Origin of the sequence: Pseudomonas abietaniphila, from assembly GCF_039697315.1 — a bacterium.
GTDB lineage: Bacteria > Pseudomonadota > Gammaproteobacteria > Pseudomonadales > Pseudomonadaceae > Aquipseudomonas > Aquipseudomonas abietaniphila_B.
In genome coordinates this window covers 901,545-921,850 of sequence record NZ_CP155619.1, presented here as the reverse complement: position 1 = coordinate 921,850, position 20,306 = coordinate 901,545, and the positions used below count along the sequence as shown (strand labels likewise).

Sequence of the window (20,306 nt, the reverse complement as noted above, 5' to 3'; positions counted from 1 at the left end):
AAACCGGGCCCTGATTGACTGTGGGCGCGAATTCATTCGCTATTGGCCAGTTCAGGCGATACAGGGATATCGACTGGACGAATCTTCGCGAATGAATTCGCTCCCACAGGGGGACATGCTTCCCGTTGTTATTGGTGCAGGCCCGTTCGTAATGCTTCCATCAGCCGCAGCAACATCGCATCACACGCTTCCAGCTGCGCCACACTCACAAACTCATCCGGCTTGTGCCCCTGGTCCATGCTGCCGGGACCACACACCACGGTGGGAATGCCGATGGCATCGAACAAGCCACCTTCGGTCCCGAACGCCACGGTGGTGAATTCATCCGAGCCGCAGAATTGCGCGATCAACCGTGCCGCCTGGCTTCTCTCATCGGTCACCAGACCCGGATAGGCGGAGAGCTCCGAGAAGCTGATATCGCTGTCCGGGTTGACCGCGTGCATGCGCGGCAGCACGTGGTCTTTGGCGTACTGCTGCAAACGCTGAGCGACTTCAAGCGGGTCATGGGCAGGCAATGCCCGCACTTCAAAATCGAAGCGGCAGTCGGCCGGTACAATGTTCAACGCCTTGCCGCCGCTGATCACACCGGTCTGCACCGTGGTGAAGGGTGGATCGAAGCGCGGATCGTGCAGGTCAACTGCGCGCAACGTGGTGCCGATACGCCCCAGCTCGCCGATGAGCTCGGCGGCGTATTCGATGGCGTTCACACCCTGCGGCGCATAGGCCGAATGGCAGGCTGCGCCGTGTACATCGCAACGCATCGCCAGTTTGCCCTTGTGGCCCAGCACGGGCTTGAGCTCGGTGGGTTCGCCGATGATGCACAGCAGCGGTTTGACCGGTCGCTGTTCAAGCTCGGCCAGCAGTGAACGCACGCCGAGGCAGCCGACTTCCTCGTCATAGGACAGGGCGATGTGCACCGGCATTTGCAAGGGTGCCGCCAGCAGGTCCGGCACCGCCGCCAATACGCAGGCGATGTAGCCTTTCATGTCCGCCGTGCCACGCCCATACAGCTTGCCGTCGTGTTCGCTCAGTTCAAAGGGCGGCACGCTCCACGGCTGACCGTCCACCGGCACCACGTCGGTGTGGCCGGACAGCACGATGCCTGGGCGATCCGCCGGGCCCAAGGTGGCGAAGAGGTTGGCCTTGCTGCGTTCGGCGTTGTAGATCAGTTCACACGGTACGTCGAATTGCGCCAGGTAGTCGCGAACGAACGCGATCAATTGCAGATTCGACTCACGGCTGGTGGTGTCGAAGCCAACCAGTGCGGCCAGCAGTTCACGGCTTTTGCTCATACGTCGATCCTTGCGGGGTTCATAAGCGCGTGAGGGGTCGCGTTTCATTCATCACCGGGAACGCCATAACTCGGCGCTTTGGTCGGGTCCAGGGCGCGGGTGATGTAGTCCTGCAACTGAGGGCGGTAGTCGGTCCATAGTTGTGCGAGTTGACCGATGGGGTCCTCATCGGCCCAGTCCACGCGCAGGTCGACGATCGGCCAGGTCAGTTCACCGACCACCACCAACGCAGCAGAATGCACGGGACCTGCTTCGCCGCCGGCCGCGACCGCCGCCTGCATGGCTGCGATCAACCGGTCCGCGAGCTGACCGCCGCTGTTTTCGAAGGTCTGCACCAGCGTTTCGATGACGGCACGGTCGGCCAGCATGTTGCCGGCGCCCACGCACTGTTCACCCGCTAGCGCATTGTGCGTGCCAAGGGTTTGACTGCCACTGAAATGCGCGGTGCGGCCGAGGTGGTCGATGGCGGTCAACTGTCTAAACTGGCTGTAGCCGTTGCTGGTCAGCGCCTTGTCCAGCGCTTCGGCAGGGCACAGGCCTTGTTCCAGTTGATCGAGGACATGTGGGCCCAGCGCGGGGAGGGTGATGTTCTGTGTGGCGACCGCGCCCACGCCGGGGCGCAACCAGGGGCAACGCGCGCCCACCGCGATGCTGGAAGAGCTGATGGCGATGCCCAGTTGTCCGGTTTCGGCGCAACGGCCGACGATTGAAAACGTCATGATGTGTTCGTCCTGTTTCGTCCTGACCCGCCATCCGTCGCCCGGCGAGCGTGCTTGACGCTGCCCGGGCGCGGATGGGACATGACTGCATTCTCTCCATGCGTTGCGGTTGGCGAAACGAGGTTTTTTGTGGAGCCTGATGACGAAAAAACGTGCCAGAGCCTGACCGCGCTTTACAGCCGCCCGTACTCCCGGGCGGTGCGATCCACCGCGATGCGGGTCTTGTCCACCAGTTCGTCCAGCTCCGTGCGGGTGGCGACCAGCGCAGGGGCCATGATCATGCGGCCCAGCGTCGAGCGAATGATGATGCCTTCCTCGAAGCCGAGGGTGCGGCAGCGCCAGGCGATGTCGTTCTCGTTGGCGAAGCGTTTGCGCGTTGCTTTGTCGTCGGCGAATTGCAGCGCGGCGACCAACCCGATGCCTTGAACCTCACCCACCAGCGGGTGGTTGCCGAAGACTTCGCGCAGGCAGTTCTGCAGGTAAGGGCCGGTGTCGCTCTTCACCTGAGTGACCACGCCTTCGTCGCGCAGTGCCTTGAGGTTGGCAATCGCCACGGCGGCGGCGACCGGGTGCCCGGAGTAGGTCAGACCATGGGCGAATACACCGCCTTTTTCCACCAGCGCCTCGGCCATGCGCCGCGACAGGATCAGACCGCCCATGGGGATGTAGCCCGAGGTCAGGCCTTTGGCGATCGACAGCGTGTCGGGCTCAAAACCGAAGGCTTGGTGCGCGAACCATTCACCGGTGCGGCCGAATCCGCCGATCACCTCGTCGGCACACAGCAGCACGTCGTACTTGCGACAAATACGCTGAATTTCCGGCCAGTAGGTCGAGGGCGGAATGATCATCCCGCCCGCGCCCTGGAAGGGTTCGGCAACGAAGGCAGCGACGGTGTCCGCCCCCAGCTCGAGAATCTTCTCTTCCAGTTGGCGAGCGGCACGCAGGCCGAAGGCTTCCGGGCTCAGGTCGCCTTCATGGGCAAACCAGTAGGGCTCGTCGATGTGGGCGACATCCGGAATCGTGCCGCCCATTTCATGCATGAATTTCATGCCGCCCAGCGCCGTCGCCGCCAGAGTCGAACCGTGGTAACCGTTCCAGCGCCCGATCATGACTTTCTTCTCGGGCTTGCCCATGACCTGCCAGAACTTGCGCACGGTACGGATCAGCACCTCGTTGGCTTCGGAGCCTGAGTTGGTGTAAATCGCGTGGCTGTAGTGGGCCGGCAGCAGGCTGAACAGCAGTTCCGACAGTTCGATCACCGCCGGGTGGGTCGTGTGGAAGAACATGTTGTAGTAGGGCAGTTGCTCCAGTTGTGCGCTGGCGGCAGCCGCCAGGTCCTTGCGCCCGTAACCCAGGTTGGTGCACCACAGCCCTGACATGCCATCCAGATAACGCTTGCCGTCGTTGTCCCACAGCGCCAGCCGGTCACCTTTGACCATCACTCGCGGACCTTCCTCGTTGAGCGCCTTCTGGTCGACGAACGCGTGGATGTGGTGGGCGGCATCGGCGGCCTGGTAGTCACTCGTGGTGCGAGAGGTATCGAGGTTGTTGGACATGACGCGTCTCCAGGGTCGATGGCGCCCCACACCTGCGATTACCGTTTTACAGCGAGCAGGACGGGGTTGCCGGGGCTTCATTGGCAATAAGTTTTGTCACCTAAAAATATTTTTGTAAAGAAAATATTTGTTGAGAAAAACATACGCCCGTAATCTGAGCGGCACTGCACATTCATCTCAGGGGCAACATGACAGGGCTTAGAGAACGGCAGAAGGAACAACGCCGACAGCTCATCGCGAACGCTGCGTTGACGTTGTTCAAGGCCAATGGTTTCGGCGCCACCACGCTGGAACACATCGCCAATGAAGCGGGGGTCTCAGCGCCTACCGTGGTGAATTATTTCGGCGGCAAGCAGGAGATTCTGCTGGCGCTGCTCAAAGCGCCGGACGAACAGGCGATGCGCGAGGCGCGGGCCAATCTGGACGAAAACACCGACCCGCTTGACGCGTTGTGCGAGCTCGAGGGTTTGATGACCCGTTACCAGTTGCGCGCCATGCCGACGTCGCTATGGCGCGAGTTGGCGCCGTTCCTGTTTACCGGCGAACTGGCCCAGGCGTTCCATCCGTGGAATGCCGCCGTGGTCGCCGAAGCCAAGGCACTGCTCCAGCACTTTCAGGCGCTGGGCAAAGTGCGCGATTCGGTCGATATCGACGTGGCTGCCACGGTGTTCAACCAGTACGCCAACTTGGCGTTTATTCGGCTGGCCACCGAAGCCGTGCCGGATCGCGAGGCTCATGCCGCCCACATGCGCAGCGCCCTTAGCCTGATGTGCCACGGCATGCTGAGCTGAGCAACGCGGTTCACAGGCCTAGCTTTTTCCTGCTTTGCGACGACAAAAAACATAATTTCGCTATCCCCTGATCCTGCACAGAATGCGCTCACACCCGCCTTCGTGAAGGACACAGGTATGACAGCTGGAAAAACAGAAATCGATACGCTCGTGGTCGGTGCCGGTCAGGCAGGCGTGGCCATGAGCGAGCACCTGAGCAAGCTCGCAATCCCTCACCTGGTCCTTGAGCGCAACCGCATTGCCGAAGCCTGGCGCAGCGGCCGCTGGGATTCACTGGTCGCCAATGGACCTGCCTGGCACGACCGGTTTCCGGGCCTTGAGTTCGATGACCTCAGCCCGGACGGTTTCGCGCCCAAAGAGCGGGTCGCCGATTATTTCGAAGCCTACGCGCGCAAATTCAAGGCCCCGATCCGTACCGGCGTGGACGTGCGCAAGGTCGAGCGTAACGTCGGTCGGCCTGGATTCACGGTCGAGACGTCCGAAGGGGTGATCGAGGCCAATCGTGTGGTCGTGGCCACCGGGCCCTTTCAACACCCGGTGATTCCGGCCATCGCGCCCAAAGAAGAGCGCCTGACGCAGCTTCACTCCGCCCAGTACCGCAACCCGCAGCAGTTGCCGGAAGGTGCCGTGCTGGTCGTCGGCGCCGGGTCTTCCGGCACGCAGATCGCGGACGAACTTCAGCGTGCGGGCAAGCAGGTTTACTTGTCGGTGGGTCAGCATGATCGTCCACCGCGCGCGTATCGCAACCGGGATTTCTGCTGGTGGCTGGGCGTACTCGGTGAGTGGGATCAGGCCGCGATGAAGCCGGGTCGCGAGCACGTGACGATCGCAGTCAGCGGTGCCCATGGCGGCCGCACAGTGGACTTCCGTGAACTGGCGCAGCGCGGCATGAAGCTGGTGGGTGTGACTCGCGGCTTCAACGACGGCGTGGTGACCTTTCAACCGGACCTCGCCGACAACCTGGCGCGGGGCGATGAAAACTATCTGGCGGTGCTGGACGCGGCGGACGCTTACATCGAACGCAATGGCCTGGACCTGCCGCTTGAGCCCGCAGCGCGTCGGGTGTTTCCCGACCCTGAATGCGTGAGCACGCCCATTCTTGAACTCGATCTGGCCAAGGCCGGCATCACCACCGTCATCTGGGCGACCGGTTTTGCCACCGATTACAGCTGGCTGAAGATCGATGCCTTCGACGCCAAGGGCAAACCGCTTCATCAGCGTGGGGTGTCCACCGAGTCGGGGATCTACTTCCTCGGTTTGCCATGGCAGTCGCGACGCGGGTCTTCGTTCATCTGGGGTGTGTGGCACGACGCCAAGTACGTCGCTGACCACATCGCGATCCAGCGCACGTACCTGGAATACCGCGACGCCGCGCAGCGCCAGGCCGCCCAAACCGTGGCGCCGGTATCGGCGACCCTAGGGCACCCCGTCGTCACTGCCTGACCGTGAATACCCGTGCCGACCCACCTGTCGGCGGCGCGGCCCGTTTTGTGTTTTCGAGGAGCTTCAGATGGCGCAGCCAACCCACACCCGCATTCGCATGTTCAACACCAAAGAAACCTACCCGAACCAGTCGCTGGACAATGACCTGTGCCAGGCAGTTCGGGCCGGCAACACGATCTATGTGCGTGGCCAGATCGGCACCGACTTTGAAGGCAATCTGGTGGGCCTCGGCGACCCGCGAGCGCAGGCCGAGCAGGCCATGAAAAACGTCAAGCAACTGCTGGAAGAAGCCGGTTCCGACCTGTCGCACATCGTCAAGACCACCACGTACATCATCGACCCGCGCTATCGCGAACCGGTGTACCAGGAGATCGGCAAGTGGCTCAAGGGCGTGTTCCCGATCTCCACGGGGCTGGTGATTTCAGGGTTGGGCCAGCCCCAGTGGTTGATGGAAATCGACGTAATTGCGGTGGTTCCGGACGACTGGCAGCCGAAACACGCCTAAGCCACGCTGCGATGCGAGCCGCCTGCGTCCTCGCCTCAGGCGTTCGCATCGCATTGCAGCCAGCGGATCAATAACGCTGGTACTGCGAACCGAACTCGGAGCGCACTTCAGCAACGGTTTCGGCAGACTTCAGGTCAAAGCTCACTGCACCACGCTCGGCGGTCTGAAAGGCTTTCAAGTGATCCGAACCGTCCGATGCAACGCTCTGCTGACTGACGATTTGCGAACCGGCCTGGGCCGTCTGGAACTGTTTCAGGTGTTCTGCGCCATCGGCGGCGAACACGTTGGCGGCGAGTACGGACAGCGTGAGGCTGAGAAGGATCTGGCGTTTCATGGGTGAACTCCTGCGGTCATGACCGATTGGGTTTCAAGGTTTTGATCACGTCGCGCCTGTGAGGGGCTGCGCTGATCGACAGGCTTAGTTAACCCCTCGGGTGTATCGCGTCTGTGTCCGTCGCAGCTTGTAAATGAAGGTGGATGTATCGCGCGCAAGGTTGTACACAGAGCGATACAAACACGCGGTTTTCTGCTGCGTTTCCTGAGATTCCTGAACGCCGACCCTTGCGAGCCGCCGCGTATCGCGCTGAAGCAGCGGGGCTGTACAGGACGAAGTGGAAGTGGGTAATGTTTTTCATCTGACTCAAGAGGCCGCCCAGACATGCACAAAACCACCGCCCGACTGGTTTTACGGCCGCCTGTCCCCGACGACCTCGACAGGCTGTTCGCCATTTATGGCGACCCGGCGACCAACCGCTTCAACCCATCAGGGCCTTTGTCCAGCATCGAGCAAGCGCAGTGGCTGCTGGACGGCTGGATGGCGCACTGGAAAGCCCATGGGTACGGACAATGGGTCATCTGCACGCGCGAATCCCCCGATGAAATCATCGGCTTCGGCGGGATCGACGCGCGTAGATACCTCACGGTCGAGCGTCTGAACCTGGGTTACCGGTTTGGCACCCAGGCGTGGGGCAAAGGCTTCGCGACGGAACTCAGTCAGGCGGCGCTCGACTGTGCATTCGCCGAGCTGAACGTGCCGGAAGTCTTCGCCGTGGTCAGACCTCACCACCAGGCGTCGATACGCGTACTGGAAAAGGTCGGCATGCTGCGTATCGACACCCTGGACGATGTGCCGGGACAGGCGGCGAGTCTGGTGTATCGGTTAAGGCGTGAAGACGCCGAGTCCGGGCGTTATTAGGCGGCGTCACCCTCCGGCAATTTGGCAATGACTTTTATCTCGAAATCAAAACCGTACAGCCAGCTCACACCGACAGCCGTCACGGTCGGGTGCGGCGCTTGCCCCCAGAACTCCTGCACGACGGCCCAGATTCTTTCGAATCGCGACTGCGGATCGACCATGAAGACCGTGACGTCGATCACGTCATCGAAGGTGCAACCTGCCGCGTCGAGGATGGCGTTGAGGTTGTTGAAGGCCAGCCTGACCTGCGCTTGCAGATCGGGTTCGGGGGAGCCATCTTCGCGGCTGCCGACCTGTCCCGAGACGAACAACAAACCGTTGGATTTGATGGCCGGCGAATACCGGTTGATGTCGTAAAGCGCCTGGCGTCCAGCGGGGAAAACCACGTTGCGAACGGTCATTTGAAGCCTCCATCTGTGGGTCGCGTGTGACCCGTTATTGGCGATGAGGAGACTGTAAAGGGCTTGCGCACCGCCGATAAACGAGCAACCTTGATCAGGACTGTTTGTAAATCCCAAACAATCACCTTCATTTTCGGGAGTGGTGATGGACCGTTTCGATGCCATGCAGGCCTTCGTTCGAGTGGTGGAAACCGGCAGTTTCACCAAGGCCGCTGCAACGCTGCACTTGAGCAAGACCAGCGTGACCCAACTGGTGCAGCAGCTGGAAGCGCGCTTGCGGGTCAAGCTGCTCAACCGCACCACGCGGAAGGTCAACGTGACGGCCGATGGTGCTGCGTATTACGAGCGCGCAGTGCGGGTGTTGGCCGATCTGGACGATGCGGAAACTGGCTTGTCGAGCGCCGCGACGTTGCCTCGTGGACGCTTGCGCGTGGACGTTCCGAGTCCGTTCGCGCGTCTGATCCTGATTCCGGCGCTGCCTGCGTTTCACGCGCGCTACCCCGACATCCAGATCGACCTGGGCGTCAGTGACCGGATGGTCGACATCATCGGCGAGAACATCGATTGTGTGGTGCGCGGCGGTGAGTTGACCGATCAGTCGCTGATGGCGCGACGTATAGGCGATCTGCAGTTGGGGGTGTATGCGGCGCCCGATTATCTGGCGCGAGCAGGACGGCCTGCTCATCCGCGAGAACTGGAAGATACCCATCAACGGATCGTGGGTTATCGTTGGGCACGCACTGGCAAGCTGTTTCCGATGGTCATGCACAAAGGCGAAGACACCCTTCAGGTGCAAGGCCGTTACGTGCTATCCGTGGACGACGGCAATGCCTACATGGCCGCGGGTCTGGCCGGGATGGGCATACTCTGGCTGCCGCATTACATGGCCCGGGCGCCACTGGCCAGTGGTGACCTGCTGCCGTTGTTCGAGGACTGGCGTCTGGACACGATGCCCATGTTCGTGGCGTTTCCGCCCAATCGGCACATCAGCCTCAAGCTGCGGGTTTTCATCGACTGGATGATCGAGTTGATGGCCGAGCACGCGCCGGTCGTCGGCTGAAGAGGAGGGGAGTGCGAGATCCCCTCTCCATCAACGGATTCAGTATTCGTTTTCCTGACCGTTGCGATAAGATCGCTCGCGTTGTGGCTGATAGCCTCCTTCCAATTTATCCACCTTCAGGCGAGCTGATGGCTGAAAACGATACGTTCACCCAGGATATCGCCGCCGTCGCCAGGATCGACGCAGTCCCGATCATTCTGGACATGGTCAAACATGTGACCGGTATGCGCTTTGCGGCGGTCGCACGGGTCACGGAGTCGCATTGGGTCGCGTTGGCGGTCGATGACGCCATCGACTTTGGCCTCAAGCCCGGAGGTCAGTTGGTCTTGGAGTCGACCATCTGTCATGAAATCAGGCAGAGCCGGCGACCGGTGGTGTTCACCCACGCCAGTGAACATCCGATCTACTCGAAACACCACACGCCTAAAACCTACCGGCTGGAAAGTTACGTCTCGATCCCGATCGTCAAAGGCAACGGCGAGTTTTTCGGCACTCTGTGCGCCATCGACACGTTGCCTGCGCACTTCGATGAGTGTGCAGTCGTCAAGACCCTGGGGTTATTCGCTCAGTTGATCGCGATGCACCTGGACTTGCGTGATGATTTGCAACGATCTGAAACCGCTCTGGCCGATGCCACCGAAGCCGGTCGTCTGCGCGAGCAGTTCATTGCTGTGCTCGGCCACGACCTGCGCACGCCGCTCAGCGCCATACGTATGAGCGCCGACCTGCTTGAATCCAGACTTGAGGACAAGCGCGAGCGTGGACTGGCCAGTGCGATCCGCAAGAGTTCGCAGCGCATGGGCGCCTTGATCGAGGACGTGCTGGATTTCGCCCGTGGCCGACTCGGTGGCGGGATTCCGGTCAGGCGCACGCGGGTGGACGATCTGGGGGCCGTGCTCAGTTCGGTCATCGCGGAGATCCAGGCGGCGGAGCCGGGTGTGCAGATTGAACAGGACTTCACGATCCCTTCGGGCATTTATTGTGACCCGACGCGCATCGGGCAATTGCTGTCCAATCTGGTGGGCAACGCCGTGACCCATGGCACCCGCGAATCGCCGGTCCGGATCGTGGCGACAACCGAGGGCGATGAATGTGTTTTGTCGGTGACCAATCATGGGGCGTGTATTCCCGATGCATTGATCCCGCTGCTCTTTCAGCCCTTCAAGCGCTCGGATGGAGGGCAGAGGGGAGAGGGCCTGGGCCTTGGGCTTTACATCGCTTCACAGATTCTCGAAGGCCATGGCGGCACGCTTTCGGTCAGTTCGTCGCCGGATCAGGGAACGTGCTTCGTGGCGCGGTTTCCGATGAGGCTTTAGCGCGATGAAAGGCGATTCTCGGGCACTGTGCCAGCGGCGCAGTCGTCCTGCGCCGTCACGGACCGATGAAAAAAGGAGAGGGGTTTGAGGGAATCATTCAGTGTTCGCGAGCTGCGCCACACCGACACCGAAGCGCTGCTGGCATTCGAAACGGAGAACCGCGCGTGGTTCGAATCCCATATCGATGGCCGCGCGCCTTCGTTCTACTCAGTGGCAGGCGTTAACGAACATATCGAGGAGTATCTGTCCGGTTTCGCGCGGGGTGTCTGGCATCCCTTTGTGCTCGAGGACTCGAGGGGAAGAGTCGTCGGCCGCGCCAACTTGAAGGGTATTGATACGAATGCGGGCGTTGCGGAGGTCGGCTATCGAATCGCGCAAAGCGCCTGCGGACAAGGGCTGGCGACCCAGGCGCTGGAACACCTGATCGGGCAGGCCCGGACGCGCTGGGCGCTGACGCAACTGGTGGCGTATGTGTTTCCGGAAAATGCCGGTTCTAAAAAGGTGCTCGAGCGCTGCGGGTTTGTGCCTGAGCACCCTCTGAAACGCGACGTGGCCGCCGTGGAACAGCGATTCGTACGTGGGATCTGAAACCGAGGCCCGCCGCGATCACGGCTGTATCACTCGGCCCGATAGTTCCACACCAGCTCCACCACGCGCTCCGAGATCAGCACGTACAGGACGACGATCAGGATCTGCCAAACGGTGTGATAGCGCAGACGGGACAGCCGGCGAATACCGTCGCTGAGGTTCAGCACCATCAGGATCGCCGCGATCGCGATCAGACCCCATCCGGTGGTGCTGGAGTCCACGGGACTCATGAACAGCGGGTGACCCTTGCGCAGTGCATCCGTGCCCGCCGCAAGCAACAGGGCGCACAGCACCATGTTTTTGAAATTGTCGAATATTTTCGGGCTGAGATCGTTGTCGAGTAACGCCAGATAGCGTTGCCAAAGTCGGCGCATGGAGATCTCCTGAGCGACGGCGTCAAGTGTGGGCGCAGCGTGGAGCTATAACCTCATTGCACAGTCAGGGTAGACCGATCCCATGCAAAAGGCCGCCGTCAGTGATGACGGCGGCCTGTCTGCCTACAGCGACTTACCAGCGGCCATCGCCCCGGCCATGGTCGTAACCTCGATCGTAGCCTCGGTTATCCCAGCCCCGGCGATCGTAGCCGCCGTGGTAATAGCCGTGAGGCGGTGGCGGGGCGAAGCGGCGGTATTCAACCCGCGTGGCCACCGGCACATAAGCCACCGGCTGGTACTGATACTGCGGTTGATAACGCGGCTGTGGCCGGTATTCCTGGTACTGAGGGCGGTAATGATCATGGCCCGAATTGCTGATCGCGGTGGCCAACACGGCACCCACGGCGGCCCCGGCGATGACGGGCACTATCACGTTGCGTTCACCGGCGGATGCTGCACCCGCAGCGACCAGGCAACCGGACAGGATCAAGGCTTGGGTCATCTTCGAAAACATGGTGTCTCCTCAGGCGATGTGTTTGGGTTCGCCATGGATCTATGAAACACCGATTGCGTGTAAACGAACGTCCAGACTCGGTAAACGTTGAGTAAAGGGTCAGGATTTTCGTTTCACATCGTCACTTAAGGCGAGCCTGCGGGCAGGCCTGACAATCGTTTTACCCAGACCCGACTCATAGCGAGACATCAGCGCCTGCCACTCCGACTCACTCCAGAAGGAATGGCGCCTTAGCTGGGAAATGTCGTGCCGCGCGGCCCCCAGCGCGGTGAGTCTTCCGTGGGATTTCTCAAGGTCCAGCAGCGCCAGGTCGAATTCATGGCCAGCGTTGCCATTCCTGACCCTTATGAAAATATGCTTCGAACGCATGCAGCCGTGTTGCCAGCGTGCCAAATGCATACGTGCCAAAAGTTGGGCCAACTGGTCCAGCATCTTGAGATGCTCGATTTCGGTCATTCGTTGACGGCCGCCTTCCGAATACCACGTGTCCAGGTCCTGAAAGCCGCCCAGATCTTTGGTCACCAGAATCCCGCGCCAAACGCCATCCACTTTTTGCGCCCCATAAAAGAGGGGGGCGGGCGCTGCGACGCCCAGCTGCAATAACTTAGACAGTGCCTTGCCTTCGCGCATGACAGTGGGGCGCCCGAAGGGATACCGGATGCTGCGGGACAGGTGACCAGTCTGGCGCTTTACATACACCAGGTTTCCGTCATGTATGACGCGCTGTACGCCGCTGGTTCCGCGCCTGCGGACGTTGGGTTCTTCCACCCACGGGCCGGATGTGTTCCACCAATAGTCGAAGTTCTTTTCGTGTTGTGCCTGCATTGATGCTCCTGTTCGCAAATCACTAAGCTCGGCACTCAGCGATAAAGCGTTATTCCCTCGCAAGTTTCACACCAGTCTGACGGCAACGTGGGCTCTGACGTTTACCGCTGGTCGATGCGTAGGGGTTATTAAACGTTTTTTCCGGTGTTATGGCCGATATAGCGGGCTGTCTGTTAGATCAACTAAGCCTGTCCCCCAGCGGTTACCAGGTTTATATGACCCGCGCCTCTAGCAAACGTCCGCGAGCGCTGCACCGTAACAGCCTCTTTTTGGCAGCGGTGCCGGCATGTTCAAATGGGTTGCGCGGATGAGAGTGCCGCCTGGCTCGCCCGGTTCAATCGACTTTCTTGAACAGGCTTAATAAGCGGATAGGGTCAACAAGCAGTCGCCCATGAATAAATCGAAAAAGGATCAAGCCGAAATGGCTGCTCCCCAGGAAATAAGCCTGCGCGAGGCCTTCTGGTTCTGGCTGAAACTGGGTTTTATCAGTTTCGGTGGCCCGGCTGGCCAAATCTCGATGATGCACCAGGAATTGGTGGAACGCCGTCGCTGGATCTCCGAGCGGCGGTTCTTGCACGCGCTCAACTACTGCATGTTGCTTCCCGGTCCGGAAGCACAGCAACTGGCGACCTACATTGGTTGGCTGATGCATCGCACCCGAGGGGGCGTGATTGCAGGCGCGCTCTTTGTGTTGCCCTCACTCTTCGTATTGATTGCCCTGTCCTGGCTGTATATCGCGTTCGGTGAGGTTACGTGGGTGGCCGGTATTCTCTACGGGATCAAACCTGCCGTGACGGCGATTGTGGTTCACGCGGCCCACCGGATTGGATCGCGAACGCTCAAGAACACCGGGTTGTGGGGGATTGCCGCAGCATCGTTCGTCGCCATTTTTGCATTCAACGTCCCGTTTCCCCTGATCGTGCTGGGGGCTGGCGTCATCGGCTATCTGGGGGGACGGTTTGCGCCCGACACGTTCGACAACGCAAGCCGACACGCCGCGAAAAAATCCTACGGTCCCGCTCTGATCGATGACGACACGCCATCACCCGTGCATGCCAGGTTCAGTTGGCCGAAGCTTGCCCTGATTGCCTCAGTCGGTATGGCATCGTGGGTCCTGCCAATGGGGCTGCTGACCCTTCTATTGGGCTGGAACGCCACCCTGACGCAAATGGGCTGGTTCTTCACCAAGGCCGCGCTGCTGACGTTCGGGGGCGCGTACGCCGTTCTGCCCTACGTGTACCAGGGTGCGGTCGGTCACTACGGATGGCTCACCCCCACTCAAATGATCGACGGACTGGCGTTGGGTGAGTCAACGCCTGGACCGCTGATCATGGTGGTGGCCTTCGTCGGGTTCATCGGTGCGTACGTGCTGCAGGTATTCGGCCCGCATCACGCGTTTCTGGCAGGGGCCGTCGCCGCCTCACTGGTTACCTGGTTTACGTTCCTGCCGTCTTTCCTGTTCATCCTGGCAGGCGGGCCTTTAGTGGAATCCACCCAGAACGCCGTCAGGTTCACGGCTCCACTCACCGGGATTACAGCTGCGGTTGTCGGCGTCATCCTCAATCTGGCGCTGTTCTTTGCTTATCACGTGTTCTGGCCTGCCGGGATGGCAGGGGCCATTGACTGGGCATCGGTGATCATCGCTTTGGTCGCCGCCGTTGCGCTTTTCAAATACAAGCGTGGGGTCATTACCGTATTGATGGGAAGTGGCATGGCTGGGCTGGTGGTGTTTCTGGTGGGGCAGGGTTACTGAGGATCTCGGTTTACAAAGGGTGAGCCTTTATCGCGAAGGCAATCGCTTCGATAGATGCCTGTCCCCAGGCCCGCTATAGCCAATCGCAACACATGACCTTTCAATCCGCGGCGGTTTGGTAAGGTCTCGTGTCGGTATCGATCAGCGTTGTGCGCGGCTAATTTTGCAGACCCTTCAGCGAGCCTGGAAGCTGATAGACGGGGCAGTAGTGATACGTCGTCACCTGTCCGCGTTCGTCAATCGCAAACTCGATGGCATTGCTGACGGTGACGATCTGTCGTGCAGTGGTCCTCTTACCCGCGCCGGCAGGCGTGTCTGTGCAAGTCTCATCGACGGTGAAGCGGTTCCCCACCTTTTTCACGATTTTTGCCACACAGCCATGCGTCGCGGATCCCCGAATCCCTTTCCCATCGTAAACACGTATGGCTGCGTTTGCGGGGTCGCTGCAGGGTTGACCTTTGGATACATACACGCCTGGTTTCAGGCGAAAGACACCCCCTGGGCCCGGTGACGTATCGACCTCAGCGCTAGCGGCAACGGGTGCCGTGGCGGCCGTGATGAACATCATGATGGGAAAGAATGATCTCAGTGTCATGGGGGCTCCTTGTCGGTGGTGGTGCTTTCTGCTGTGACCTGAAGCGTTCGACTCCGTTTAATGGGCTTGCGTTCGGAAGGCATCGGTTAGAAGACAGTCGCAAGCCAGATCGCCTGATTCATCCGCTGCCACCTTTGAACCCGTTTCCCCTAAAGACGTTGCCGCCTCAAAGCCACCTATAGCTTTCATAAAAATAGTCACTTGCACGATGAAAGCCACTCGTTTAAATTACAACCATCATTTTTACAAACCTTATGCGATGGAGGACAGGTCATGAAGAAAAAAAGCTTCGCCGACATGCCGTGCCCGATTGCGCTCAGCCTCGAGCACGTGGGTGATTGGTGGAACATCCTGATCTTGCGCGATCTGTCCTACGGTCTCAGCCGTTTCGACGAGTTTGAGACGAGTCTGGGCATCGCTCCCAGCACCTTGACCCGTCGTCTGAACGGCCTGATCGAGTCGGGCCTGGTGGAAAAGCGTGCTTACACCGACAAGCCGCTTCGCTATGACTATTTGCTCACGGAGCGCGGCCGGGACTTTCGTCCGGTGGTGCTCATGTTGATGAAGTTCGGCAACAAGCACTTCTCGCCCGACGGCATCAAGATCCAGCTTTTTGATGAACACCTGAACAAACCCGTCGACGTGATGCTCACCGACGGCAACACAGGGAAACCCATCAACTTACGCGAGCACGGCATGCGTTACATCGGCCCCTCCGGCACGCTTTCCGCCTGGCGCGTGGAAGCGGGGCGGGCTCGACGTGAAGCCTACGAAAACATCCTGCCAACCTCCCAACCACTGCAGACCCACAGGTAATTTGCGATGAACAACCCACAAACTGTCACTGAGCCCGCCGTTGCAGCCGCACCGCCGAAACCCGCTCGGGGCAAACGCCTGATTCTGTTGGTGGTGGCCGTGGCCATCGTAGTTGGCCTGATCATTTTCGGAATCCACTGGTGGACCGTCGGCCGTTTTATCGAGTCCACGGACGACGCCTACGTCGGTGGCGATGTCACCGTAATCGGGCCAAAAGTCCCTGGCTACATCACCGAACTCAAAGTGGTCGATAACCAGTTCGTGCACGCTGGCGACCTGCTGGTGAAAATTGATGATCGCGATTACGTCGCCGCGTTGAACAAGGCAGAAGGCGCTGTTGCAGCAGAAGAAGCATTGCTGGCCAACCTGGACGCCACCGAACAGCTGCAACATGCGGTGGTCAGCCAGGCCAAAGCCGGGATCGATGCCGCCAATGCCGAAACCGTGCGTTCCCGCGACGACCAAGTGCGTTATCAGACGCTGTCCGGTCGCTCTGCGGTCTCGATCGAAAGCTTCCAGCGGGCGGATGCCACCTACAAAACGGCTCAAGCCAACGGCGCCAAAGCGCAGGCGTCGATGCTCGCTTCGCAACGCCAGTTGGACGTGATCGCGACCCAGAAACAACAGGCCCGCGCCGCGTTGCAACAAGCCAAGGCCGAACGTGACATGGCCCGCCTGAACGTCGGTTACACCGAATTGCGCGCCCCGGTTGATGGCGTGATTGGCAACCGTCGGGCTCGGGTCGGCGCCTACGCCGCCGCAGGCACTCAGCTGATTTCCGTGGTGCCGGCCAAAGGCCTGTGGGTCGACGCCAATTTCAAGGAAGACCAACTGACCCACATGCTTCCCGGTCAGGAAGTCAGCATCGAGGCGGACGTGCTGCCGGGACAGGTTTTCCACGGTCATCTGGACAGTCTGGCACCGGCCACCGGTTCGCAGTTCAGCGTGCTGCCACCGGAAAACGCCACCGGCAACTTCACCAAGATCGTTCAGCGTGTGCCGGTTCGGGTGTATCTGGACGGCGAAGACGGCAACCTCGGCAAGCTGCGTCCTGGCCTGTCGGTGATCGCTGAAGTCGACACCAAAGCCAGCGCCGACCATCAGCACGCCGACCAGCCCACCTCCAACCACGTTGCCAGCGCTGCTGACGGGAAGAAAACCCCATGAGTACCGCCACCGCCAATGCCAGTGCACCTGCTGCAAAACCGAAAGGGCCGGTAGACGCTGCCTCGATGCCCACTGCTGCCAAGGTCCTTGCCTTCGCAAGCATGTGTTTGGGGATGTTCATTGCGCTGCTGGATATCCAAATCGTATCCGCCTCGCTGCGTGATATTGGCGGTGGTCTCTCGGCAGGCTCTGATGAAACGGCGTGGGTCCAGACCAGCTACCTGATCGCTGAAATCGTGGTGATTCCTTTGTCCGGCTGGCTGGCGCGGGTGTTTTCTACCCGCTGGCTGTTCTGCGCATCGGCGGTGGGTTTCACCCTCGCCAGCCTCTTGTGCGGTCTGGCCTGGAATATCCAGAGCATGATCGCGTTTCGGGCGCTGCAAGGGTTTCTGGGCGGTTCGATGATCCCGATGGTGTTCACCTCGGCGTTCATGTTTTTCACCGGCAAACAACGGGTCATTGCCGCGTCGACCATTGGCGCCATCGCCTCGCTGGCCCCGACGCTGGGCCCGGTCATCGGTGGCTGGATTACCGACGTTTCGTCCTGGCACTGGTTGTTCTACATCAACCTGGTGCCGGGCATCGTCGTCGCCATTGCCGTGCCGATTCTGGTCAACATCGACTCTATGGACCTGAAGCTGCTCAAGGGCGCCGATTACATCAGCATGGTTTTTCTGGCGCTGTTCCTGGGCTGCCTGGAATACACCCTGGAGGAGGGGCCGCGCTGGAACTGGTTCAGCGACCAGACCATCCTCACCACCGCCTGGATTTCCGGCCTTTCTGCCATCGCGTTCATTGGCCGTACGTTGATGTCGAAGAACCCTGTTGTCGATTTGCGCGCCCTCAAGGACCGCAACTTTGCGCTGGGCTGCTTCTTCTCCTTCGTCACCGGTATCGGCCTGTTCGCCACCATTTACCTGACACCGCTGTTTCTCGGCCGCGTTCGTGGCTACAGCGCCCTGGACATTGGCGAAGCCATCTTTTCCACTGGCGTGTTTCAACTGGCGGCGATTCCGGTCTACGGCTTTCTCGCCAACCGCGTCGACCTGCGCTGGATCATGATGTTTGGCCTGGCGCTGTTCGCGCTGTCGATGTGGGACTTCTCGCCGATCACCCACGACTGGGGCGGCCACGAATTGCTGCTGCCCCAAGCCATTCGCGGGTTCGCCCAGCAGATGGCGGTGCCACCGACCGTGACCCTGACCTTGGGTGGCCTGCATCCATCGCGCCTCAAGCAGGCTTCGGGATTGTTCAACCTGATGCGTAACCTGGGCGGCGCCATCGGCATCGCGGCTTGTGCCACGATCCTCAACGACCGTACCAACTTGCACTTTACGCACATGGCCGAGCACCTGAATTACAGCAACGAAGCCATGAACAACTGGCTGTCCACCGTGACTGGCAACTTTGCGGCGCTGGGCCAGAACGCTGCTGACGCGAGCAATTCAGCGCTGCATCAGCTCTGGCTGCTGACGTATCGCGAGGCGCAGACCCAGACCTACGCCGATGCGTTTCTGGCGATCATGGTCTGCTTCATCGTCGCCGTCGCGATGGTCCCGCTGATGCGCAAAGTCGTGCCTCCAGCCGCGCCGTCCGCTGATGCGCATTGATCCGGACAGACCTGAGACTGCCATGAACATCCATTTCCCACTTTTCGCATCACGTTTCGAGGACAGCCCCATGAACACTCTGGCGTCTCGTTTCAAGCGCACCGGCCTTTTCGCCCTTAGCGCCTTGTTTATCGTCGTCGCTGGCTGCACCGTCGGCCCGGATTACAAGCAACCGGACAGCACCCTGACCGCGTCATACCAGAACCAGACCCTGTTGCAGCAGCGGGTCGGCGATACGCCATCCCCGGCGCTGGACACCTGGTGGACCGGCTTCAACGATCCGGAACTGACCCGCATCGTGCAACGTGTACTGGACCAGAATCTGGACCTGGCCAAATCCTTCGCCCGGGTCGAACAGGCCCGCGCCGCTGCTCAGCAAGCAGGCGCCATTCGCATGCCGCAGGGGTCGCTGGACGGCAAGGCGACGCGTCAACGACAGTCCACCGAAAGCTCGCAGGGCCAAGTGGGCAGCGCGTTTCCTGGCTACGACCGCAATCAGACGCTGGAAACTCTCGGGGTCGGCGCCAGTTGGGAAGCCGATCTGGCGGGAGGTCTGAAGCGTGGCGAAGAGGCGGCAATTGATGAGGCTCAGGCCGCCGAGGCCAGCCATATCGGCGTGCGCATTTCTGTGGCCTCGGAAGCGGCCGACGCCTACTTCCGCATCCGTGGCGCCCAGCAACGACTGGCAGTCGCCGAGGATCAGGTCAAGACCCAGAACAACCTGCTGGACCTGATCAAGGACCGCATGGGCAGCGGTCTTGCGACCAATCGCGAACAGGCTCAGGCCGAAGCGCTGGTGTTGCAGGCACGGGCGACCATCCCGCCACTGCGCACCGAACTGGCGACCCAGCTCAACCGTCTGGATGTGCTGATGGGCGCGCAACCCGGCACCTATTCTCAGGAACTCACAAACAGCCCGCAGCAATACAGCGTGCCGACCATCAGCGATTCGCAAGGCCCGGCTGAACTGCTGCGTCGTCGTCCTGACGTGATTGCCGCCGAACGCAAACTGGCGGCGTCCAATGCGCGCATCGGCGCGGCGATTTCCGAGTACTACCCGAAGGTCTCGCTGTCCGGTCTGCTCGGCTTCGATACCGCCCACAGTGGTCAGTTATTCAGCTCGGCGGCGTTTCAACCGCAAGCGATCATCGGCCTGCACTGGCGGCTGTTCGATTTCGGTCGGGTGGATGCTGAAGTGGCTCAGGCCAAAGGCGCCAACGCTGAGGCACTGGCCGAGTACCGGCAGGCCATGTTGAAGGCCACCGAGGACGTCGAGGACTCGATCGTGACGCTGGTCGAACTCGAATCCCAGCGCAGTGAAGTGGATCAGGAAGTCACCGCGCACCAGACTGCCCGCGATGCAGCGCAGGACGCCTACAAGGGCGGTGCTGTGAGCTTGGTTGAAGTGCTGGACGAAGATCGCCAGCTGCTGACTTCGAGGGATCAACTGGCGCAACTACACGCCAATGACGCGCGCGCGGCAGTCTCGACCTTCCGTGCACTGGGTGGCGGTTGGCCGCAGGCCGGCAAAGAAACGACGGCGAAAAAGTAACGGTCGATGGGGTGCGACTGGACCCCTGGTCTCAGTGCTGCTCCCAACAGGTTACGGTCAGCAGAAGGTTCGTTACTGGTGAAGGGAGTGCGGTTAGCGATGTGGGGTAGATCTAGTCACAGTGACTGAAAGTGGGGCCTGGCATAACGAGCCCACCAGGACCTCGCTTTGCCCACTTCGAATAAAACTTTGTGCCCCGTTCTGGGCTTGTCAGCTATTCATGGCCCTGCTCAA

General features: G+C 60.6%; 21 protein-coding genes. 12 read left to right on the top strand and 9 right to left on the bottom strand.

Annotated features, from left to right (window positions below):
• Positions 1 to 128 precede the first annotated feature (128 nt).
• From argE to ABDX87_RS04060, 3 genes are all read right to left on the bottom strand, one after another.
• Positions 129 to 1,292 carry an acetylornithine deacetylase gene (gene argE / locus ABDX87_RS04070; protein ID WP_346831722.1) on the bottom strand — a complete coding sequence of 388 codons (1,164 nt, stop codon included), beginning with the start codon at positions 1,290 to 1,292 and terminating at the stop codon, positions 129 to 131.
• A gap of 44 nt (positions 1,293 to 1,336) precedes the next feature.
• Positions 1,337 to 2,011, bottom strand: a complete 675-nt coding sequence (locus tag ABDX87_RS04065; RefSeq protein ID WP_346831721.1) for a DUF1028 domain-containing protein — start codon at positions 2,009 to 2,011, stop codon at positions 1,337 to 1,339.
• 173 nt (positions 2,012 to 2,184) lie between these two features.
• On the bottom strand, positions 2,185 to 3,567 hold the full coding sequence (locus ABDX87_RS04060; RefSeq protein WP_346831720.1) for an aspartate aminotransferase family protein: 1,383 nt from the start codon (positions 3,565 to 3,567) through the stop codon (positions 2,185 to 2,187).
• A gap of 188 nt (positions 3,568 to 3,755) precedes the next feature.
• On the opposite strand from ABDX87_RS04060, the gene ABDX87_RS04055 reads away from it, so the two are divergent.
• From ABDX87_RS04055 to ABDX87_RS04045, 3 genes are all read left to right on the top strand, one after another.
• Positions 3,756 to 4,358, top strand: a complete 603-nt coding sequence (locus tag ABDX87_RS04055) for a TetR/AcrR family transcriptional regulator (RefSeq protein ID WP_346831719.1) — start codon at positions 3,756 to 3,758, stop codon at positions 4,356 to 4,358.
• Between the two features lie 117 nt (positions 4,359 to 4,475).
• On the top strand, positions 4,476 to 5,801 hold the full coding sequence (locus ABDX87_RS04050) for a flavin-containing monooxygenase (RefSeq protein WP_346831718.1): 1,326 nt from the start codon (positions 4,476 to 4,478) through the stop codon (positions 5,799 to 5,801).
• A 67-nt stretch (positions 5,802 to 5,868) separates the two neighbouring features.
• Positions 5,869 to 6,306, top strand: coding sequence for a RidA family protein (locus tag ABDX87_RS04045; RefSeq protein WP_346831717.1), 438 nt, complete (start codon positions 5,869 to 5,871; stop codon positions 6,304 to 6,306).
• 67 nt (positions 6,307 to 6,373) lie between these two features.
• On the opposite strand, the gene ABDX87_RS04040 is transcribed toward ABDX87_RS04045, so the two are convergent.
• Complete coding sequence (locus ABDX87_RS04040) at positions 6,374 to 6,640, bottom strand: hypothetical protein (RefSeq protein WP_346831716.1); 267 nt, start codon at positions 6,638 to 6,640, stop codon at positions 6,374 to 6,376.
• A gap of 324 nt (positions 6,641 to 6,964) precedes the next feature.
• Here ABDX87_RS04040 and ABDX87_RS04035 point away from each other — a divergent pair, with 324 nt between their 5' ends.
• On the top strand, positions 6,965 to 7,501 hold the full coding sequence (locus ABDX87_RS04035; RefSeq protein WP_346831715.1) for a GNAT family N-acetyltransferase: 537 nt from the start codon (positions 6,965 to 6,967) through the stop codon (positions 7,499 to 7,501).
• On the opposite strand, the gene ABDX87_RS04030 is transcribed toward ABDX87_RS04035, so the two are convergent.
• Positions 7,498 to 7,902 carry a RidA family protein gene (locus ABDX87_RS04030; RefSeq protein WP_346831714.1) on the bottom strand — a complete coding sequence of 135 codons (405 nt, stop codon included), beginning with the start codon at positions 7,900 to 7,902 and terminating at the stop codon, positions 7,498 to 7,500. The two genes, ABDX87_RS04035 and ABDX87_RS04030, sit on opposite strands and share 4 nt — an antisense overlap.
• A gap of 145 nt (positions 7,903 to 8,047) precedes the next feature.
• On the opposite strand from ABDX87_RS04030, the gene ABDX87_RS04025 reads away from it, so the two are divergent.
• The 3 genes from ABDX87_RS04025 (at position 8,048) to ABDX87_RS04015 (ending at position 10,866) form a co-directional block, all read left to right on the top strand.
• Positions 8,048 to 8,962: a LysR family transcriptional regulator gene (locus ABDX87_RS04025; protein WP_346831713.1), complete on the top strand. Its 915-nt coding sequence runs from the start codon at positions 8,048 to 8,050 to the stop codon at positions 8,960 to 8,962.
• 128 nt (positions 8,963 to 9,090) lie between these two features.
• A complete protein-coding gene (locus ABDX87_RS04020; protein ID WP_346831712.1) occupies positions 9,091 to 10,278 on the top strand; it encodes a GAF domain-containing sensor histidine kinase in 1,188 nt (395 codons plus the stop codon).
• 84 nt (positions 10,279 to 10,362) lie between these two features.
• On the top strand, positions 10,363 to 10,866 hold the full coding sequence (locus ABDX87_RS04015) for a GNAT family N-acetyltransferase (protein ID WP_346831711.1): 504 nt from the start codon (positions 10,363 to 10,365) through the stop codon (positions 10,864 to 10,866).
• A 29-nt stretch (positions 10,867 to 10,895) separates the two neighbouring features.
• Here the strand turns inward: ABDX87_RS04015 and ABDX87_RS04010 are convergent, their stop codons facing one another.
• The 3 genes from ABDX87_RS04010 to ABDX87_RS04000 form a co-directional block, all read right to left on the bottom strand.
• Positions 10,896 to 11,240, bottom strand: coding sequence for a hypothetical protein (locus tag ABDX87_RS04010; RefSeq protein ID WP_346831710.1), 345 nt, complete (start codon positions 11,238 to 11,240; stop codon positions 10,896 to 10,898).
• Between the two features lie 133 nt (positions 11,241 to 11,373).
• Entirely contained in the window at positions 11,374 to 11,754 is a 381-nt protein-coding gene (locus ABDX87_RS04005) for a hypothetical protein (RefSeq protein WP_346831709.1), read from the bottom strand.
• A 99-nt stretch (positions 11,755 to 11,853) separates the two neighbouring features.
• Positions 11,854 to 12,579: a lipopolysaccharide kinase InaA family protein gene (locus tag ABDX87_RS04000; protein ID WP_346831708.1), complete on the bottom strand. Its 726-nt coding sequence runs from the start codon at positions 12,577 to 12,579 to the stop codon at positions 11,854 to 11,856.
• 391 nt (positions 12,580 to 12,970) lie between these two features.
• Between ABDX87_RS04000 and chrA the strand changes: the two genes are divergently transcribed.
• Positions 12,971 to 14,332 carry a chromate efflux transporter gene (gene chrA, locus ABDX87_RS03995; protein ID WP_346831707.1) on the top strand — a complete coding sequence of 454 codons (1,362 nt, stop codon included), beginning with the start codon at positions 12,971 to 12,973 and terminating at the stop codon, positions 14,330 to 14,332.
• Positions 14,333 to 14,489: 157 nt separating this feature from the next.
• Here the strand turns inward: chrA and ABDX87_RS03990 are convergent, their stop codons facing one another.
• Positions 14,490 to 14,927, bottom strand: coding sequence for a hypothetical protein (locus tag ABDX87_RS03990; RefSeq protein WP_346831706.1), 438 nt, complete (start codon positions 14,925 to 14,927; stop codon positions 14,490 to 14,492).
• Between the two features lie 273 nt (positions 14,928 to 15,200).
• Here ABDX87_RS03990 and ABDX87_RS03985 point away from each other — a divergent pair, with 273 nt between their 5' ends.
• The 4 genes from ABDX87_RS03985 (at position 15,201) to ABDX87_RS03970 (ending at position 20,072) form a co-directional block, all read left to right on the top strand.
• A complete protein-coding gene (locus ABDX87_RS03985) occupies positions 15,201 to 15,743 on the top strand; it encodes a winged helix-turn-helix transcriptional regulator (RefSeq protein ID WP_346831705.1) in 543 nt (180 codons plus the stop codon).
• 6 nt (positions 15,744 to 15,749) lie between these two features.
• Complete coding sequence (locus ABDX87_RS03980) at positions 15,750 to 16,910, top strand: HlyD family secretion protein (RefSeq protein WP_346831704.1); 1,161 nt, start codon at positions 15,750 to 15,752, stop codon at positions 16,908 to 16,910.
• Positions 16,911 to 16,975: 65 nt separating this feature from the next.
• The gene (locus ABDX87_RS03975) at positions 16,976 to 18,520 is read left to right on the top strand and encodes a DHA2 family efflux MFS transporter permease subunit (protein WP_431061306.1); all 1,545 of its coding nucleotides are present in this window, start codon (positions 16,976 to 16,978) and stop codon (positions 18,518 to 18,520) included.
• A 70-nt stretch (positions 18,521 to 18,590) separates the two neighbouring features.
• A complete protein-coding gene (locus ABDX87_RS03970; protein ID WP_346831702.1) occupies positions 18,591 to 20,072 on the top strand; it encodes an efflux transporter outer membrane subunit in 1,482 nt (493 codons plus the stop codon).
• The last annotated feature ends 234 nt before the right edge of the window (positions 20,073 to 20,306 follow it).

Excerpts from the sequence above, each read along its gene's own strand:
- argE (WP_346831722.1), bottom strand. The coding sequence starts at position 1,292 with ATGAGCAAAAGCCGTGAACTGCTGGCCGCACTGGTTGGCTTCGACACC.
- ABDX87_RS04065 (WP_346831721.1), bottom strand. The coding sequence starts at position 2,011 with ATGACGTTTTCAATCGTCGGCCGTTGCGCCGAAACCGGACAACTGGGC.
- ABDX87_RS04060 (WP_346831720.1), bottom strand. The coding sequence starts at position 3,567 with ATGTCCAACAACCTCGATACCTCTCGCACCACGAGTGACTACCAGGCC.
- ABDX87_RS04055 (WP_346831719.1), top strand. The coding sequence starts at position 3,756 with ATGACAGGGCTTAGAGAACGGCAGAAGGAACAACGCCGACAGCTCATC.
- ABDX87_RS04050 (WP_346831718.1), top strand. The coding sequence starts at position 4,476 with ATGACAGCTGGAAAAACAGAAATCGATACGCTCGTGGTCGGTGCCGGT.
- ABDX87_RS04045 (WP_346831717.1), top strand. The coding sequence starts at position 5,869 with ATGGCGCAGCCAACCCACACCCGCATTCGCATGTTCAACACCAAAGAA.
- ABDX87_RS04040 (WP_346831716.1), bottom strand. The coding sequence starts at position 6,640 with ATGAAACGCCAGATCCTTCTCAGCCTCACGCTGTCCGTACTCGCCGCC.
- ABDX87_RS04035 (WP_346831715.1), top strand. The coding sequence starts at position 6,965 with ATGCACAAAACCACCGCCCGACTGGTTTTACGGCCGCCTGTCCCCGAC.
- ABDX87_RS04030 (WP_346831714.1), bottom strand. The coding sequence starts at position 7,902 with ATGACCGTTCGCAACGTGGTTTTCCCCGCTGGACGCCAGGCGCTTTAC.
- ABDX87_RS04025 (WP_346831713.1), top strand. The coding sequence starts at position 8,048 with ATGGACCGTTTCGATGCCATGCAGGCCTTCGTTCGAGTGGTGGAAACC.
- ABDX87_RS04020 (WP_346831712.1), top strand. The coding sequence starts at position 9,091 with ATGGCTGAAAACGATACGTTCACCCAGGATATCGCCGCCGTCGCCAGG.
- ABDX87_RS04010 (WP_346831710.1), bottom strand. The coding sequence starts at position 11,240 with ATGCGCCGACTTTGGCAACGCTATCTGGCGTTACTCGACAACGATCTC.
- ABDX87_RS04005 (WP_346831709.1), bottom strand. The coding sequence starts at position 11,754 with ATGTTTTCGAAGATGACCCAAGCCTTGATCCTGTCCGGTTGCCTGGTC.
- ABDX87_RS04000 (WP_346831708.1), bottom strand. The coding sequence starts at position 12,579 with ATGCAGGCACAACACGAAAAGAACTTCGACTATTGGTGGAACACATCC.
- chrA (WP_346831707.1), top strand. The coding sequence starts at position 12,971 with ATGAATAAATCGAAAAAGGATCAAGCCGAAATGGCTGCTCCCCAGGAA.
- ABDX87_RS03990 (WP_346831706.1), bottom strand. The coding sequence starts at position 14,927 with ATGACACTGAGATCATTCTTTCCCATCATGATGTTCATCACGGCCGCC.
- ABDX87_RS03985 (WP_346831705.1), top strand. The coding sequence starts at position 15,201 with ATGAAGAAAAAAAGCTTCGCCGACATGCCGTGCCCGATTGCGCTCAGC.
- ABDX87_RS03980 (WP_346831704.1), top strand. The coding sequence starts at position 15,750 with ATGAACAACCCACAAACTGTCACTGAGCCCGCCGTTGCAGCCGCACCG.
- ABDX87_RS03975 (WP_431061306.1), top strand. The coding sequence starts at position 16,976 with ATGCCCACTGCTGCCAAGGTCCTTGCCTTCGCAAGCATGTGTTTGGGG.
- ABDX87_RS03970 (WP_346831702.1), top strand. The coding sequence starts at position 18,591 with ATGAACACTCTGGCGTCTCGTTTCAAGCGCACCGGCCTTTTCGCCCTT.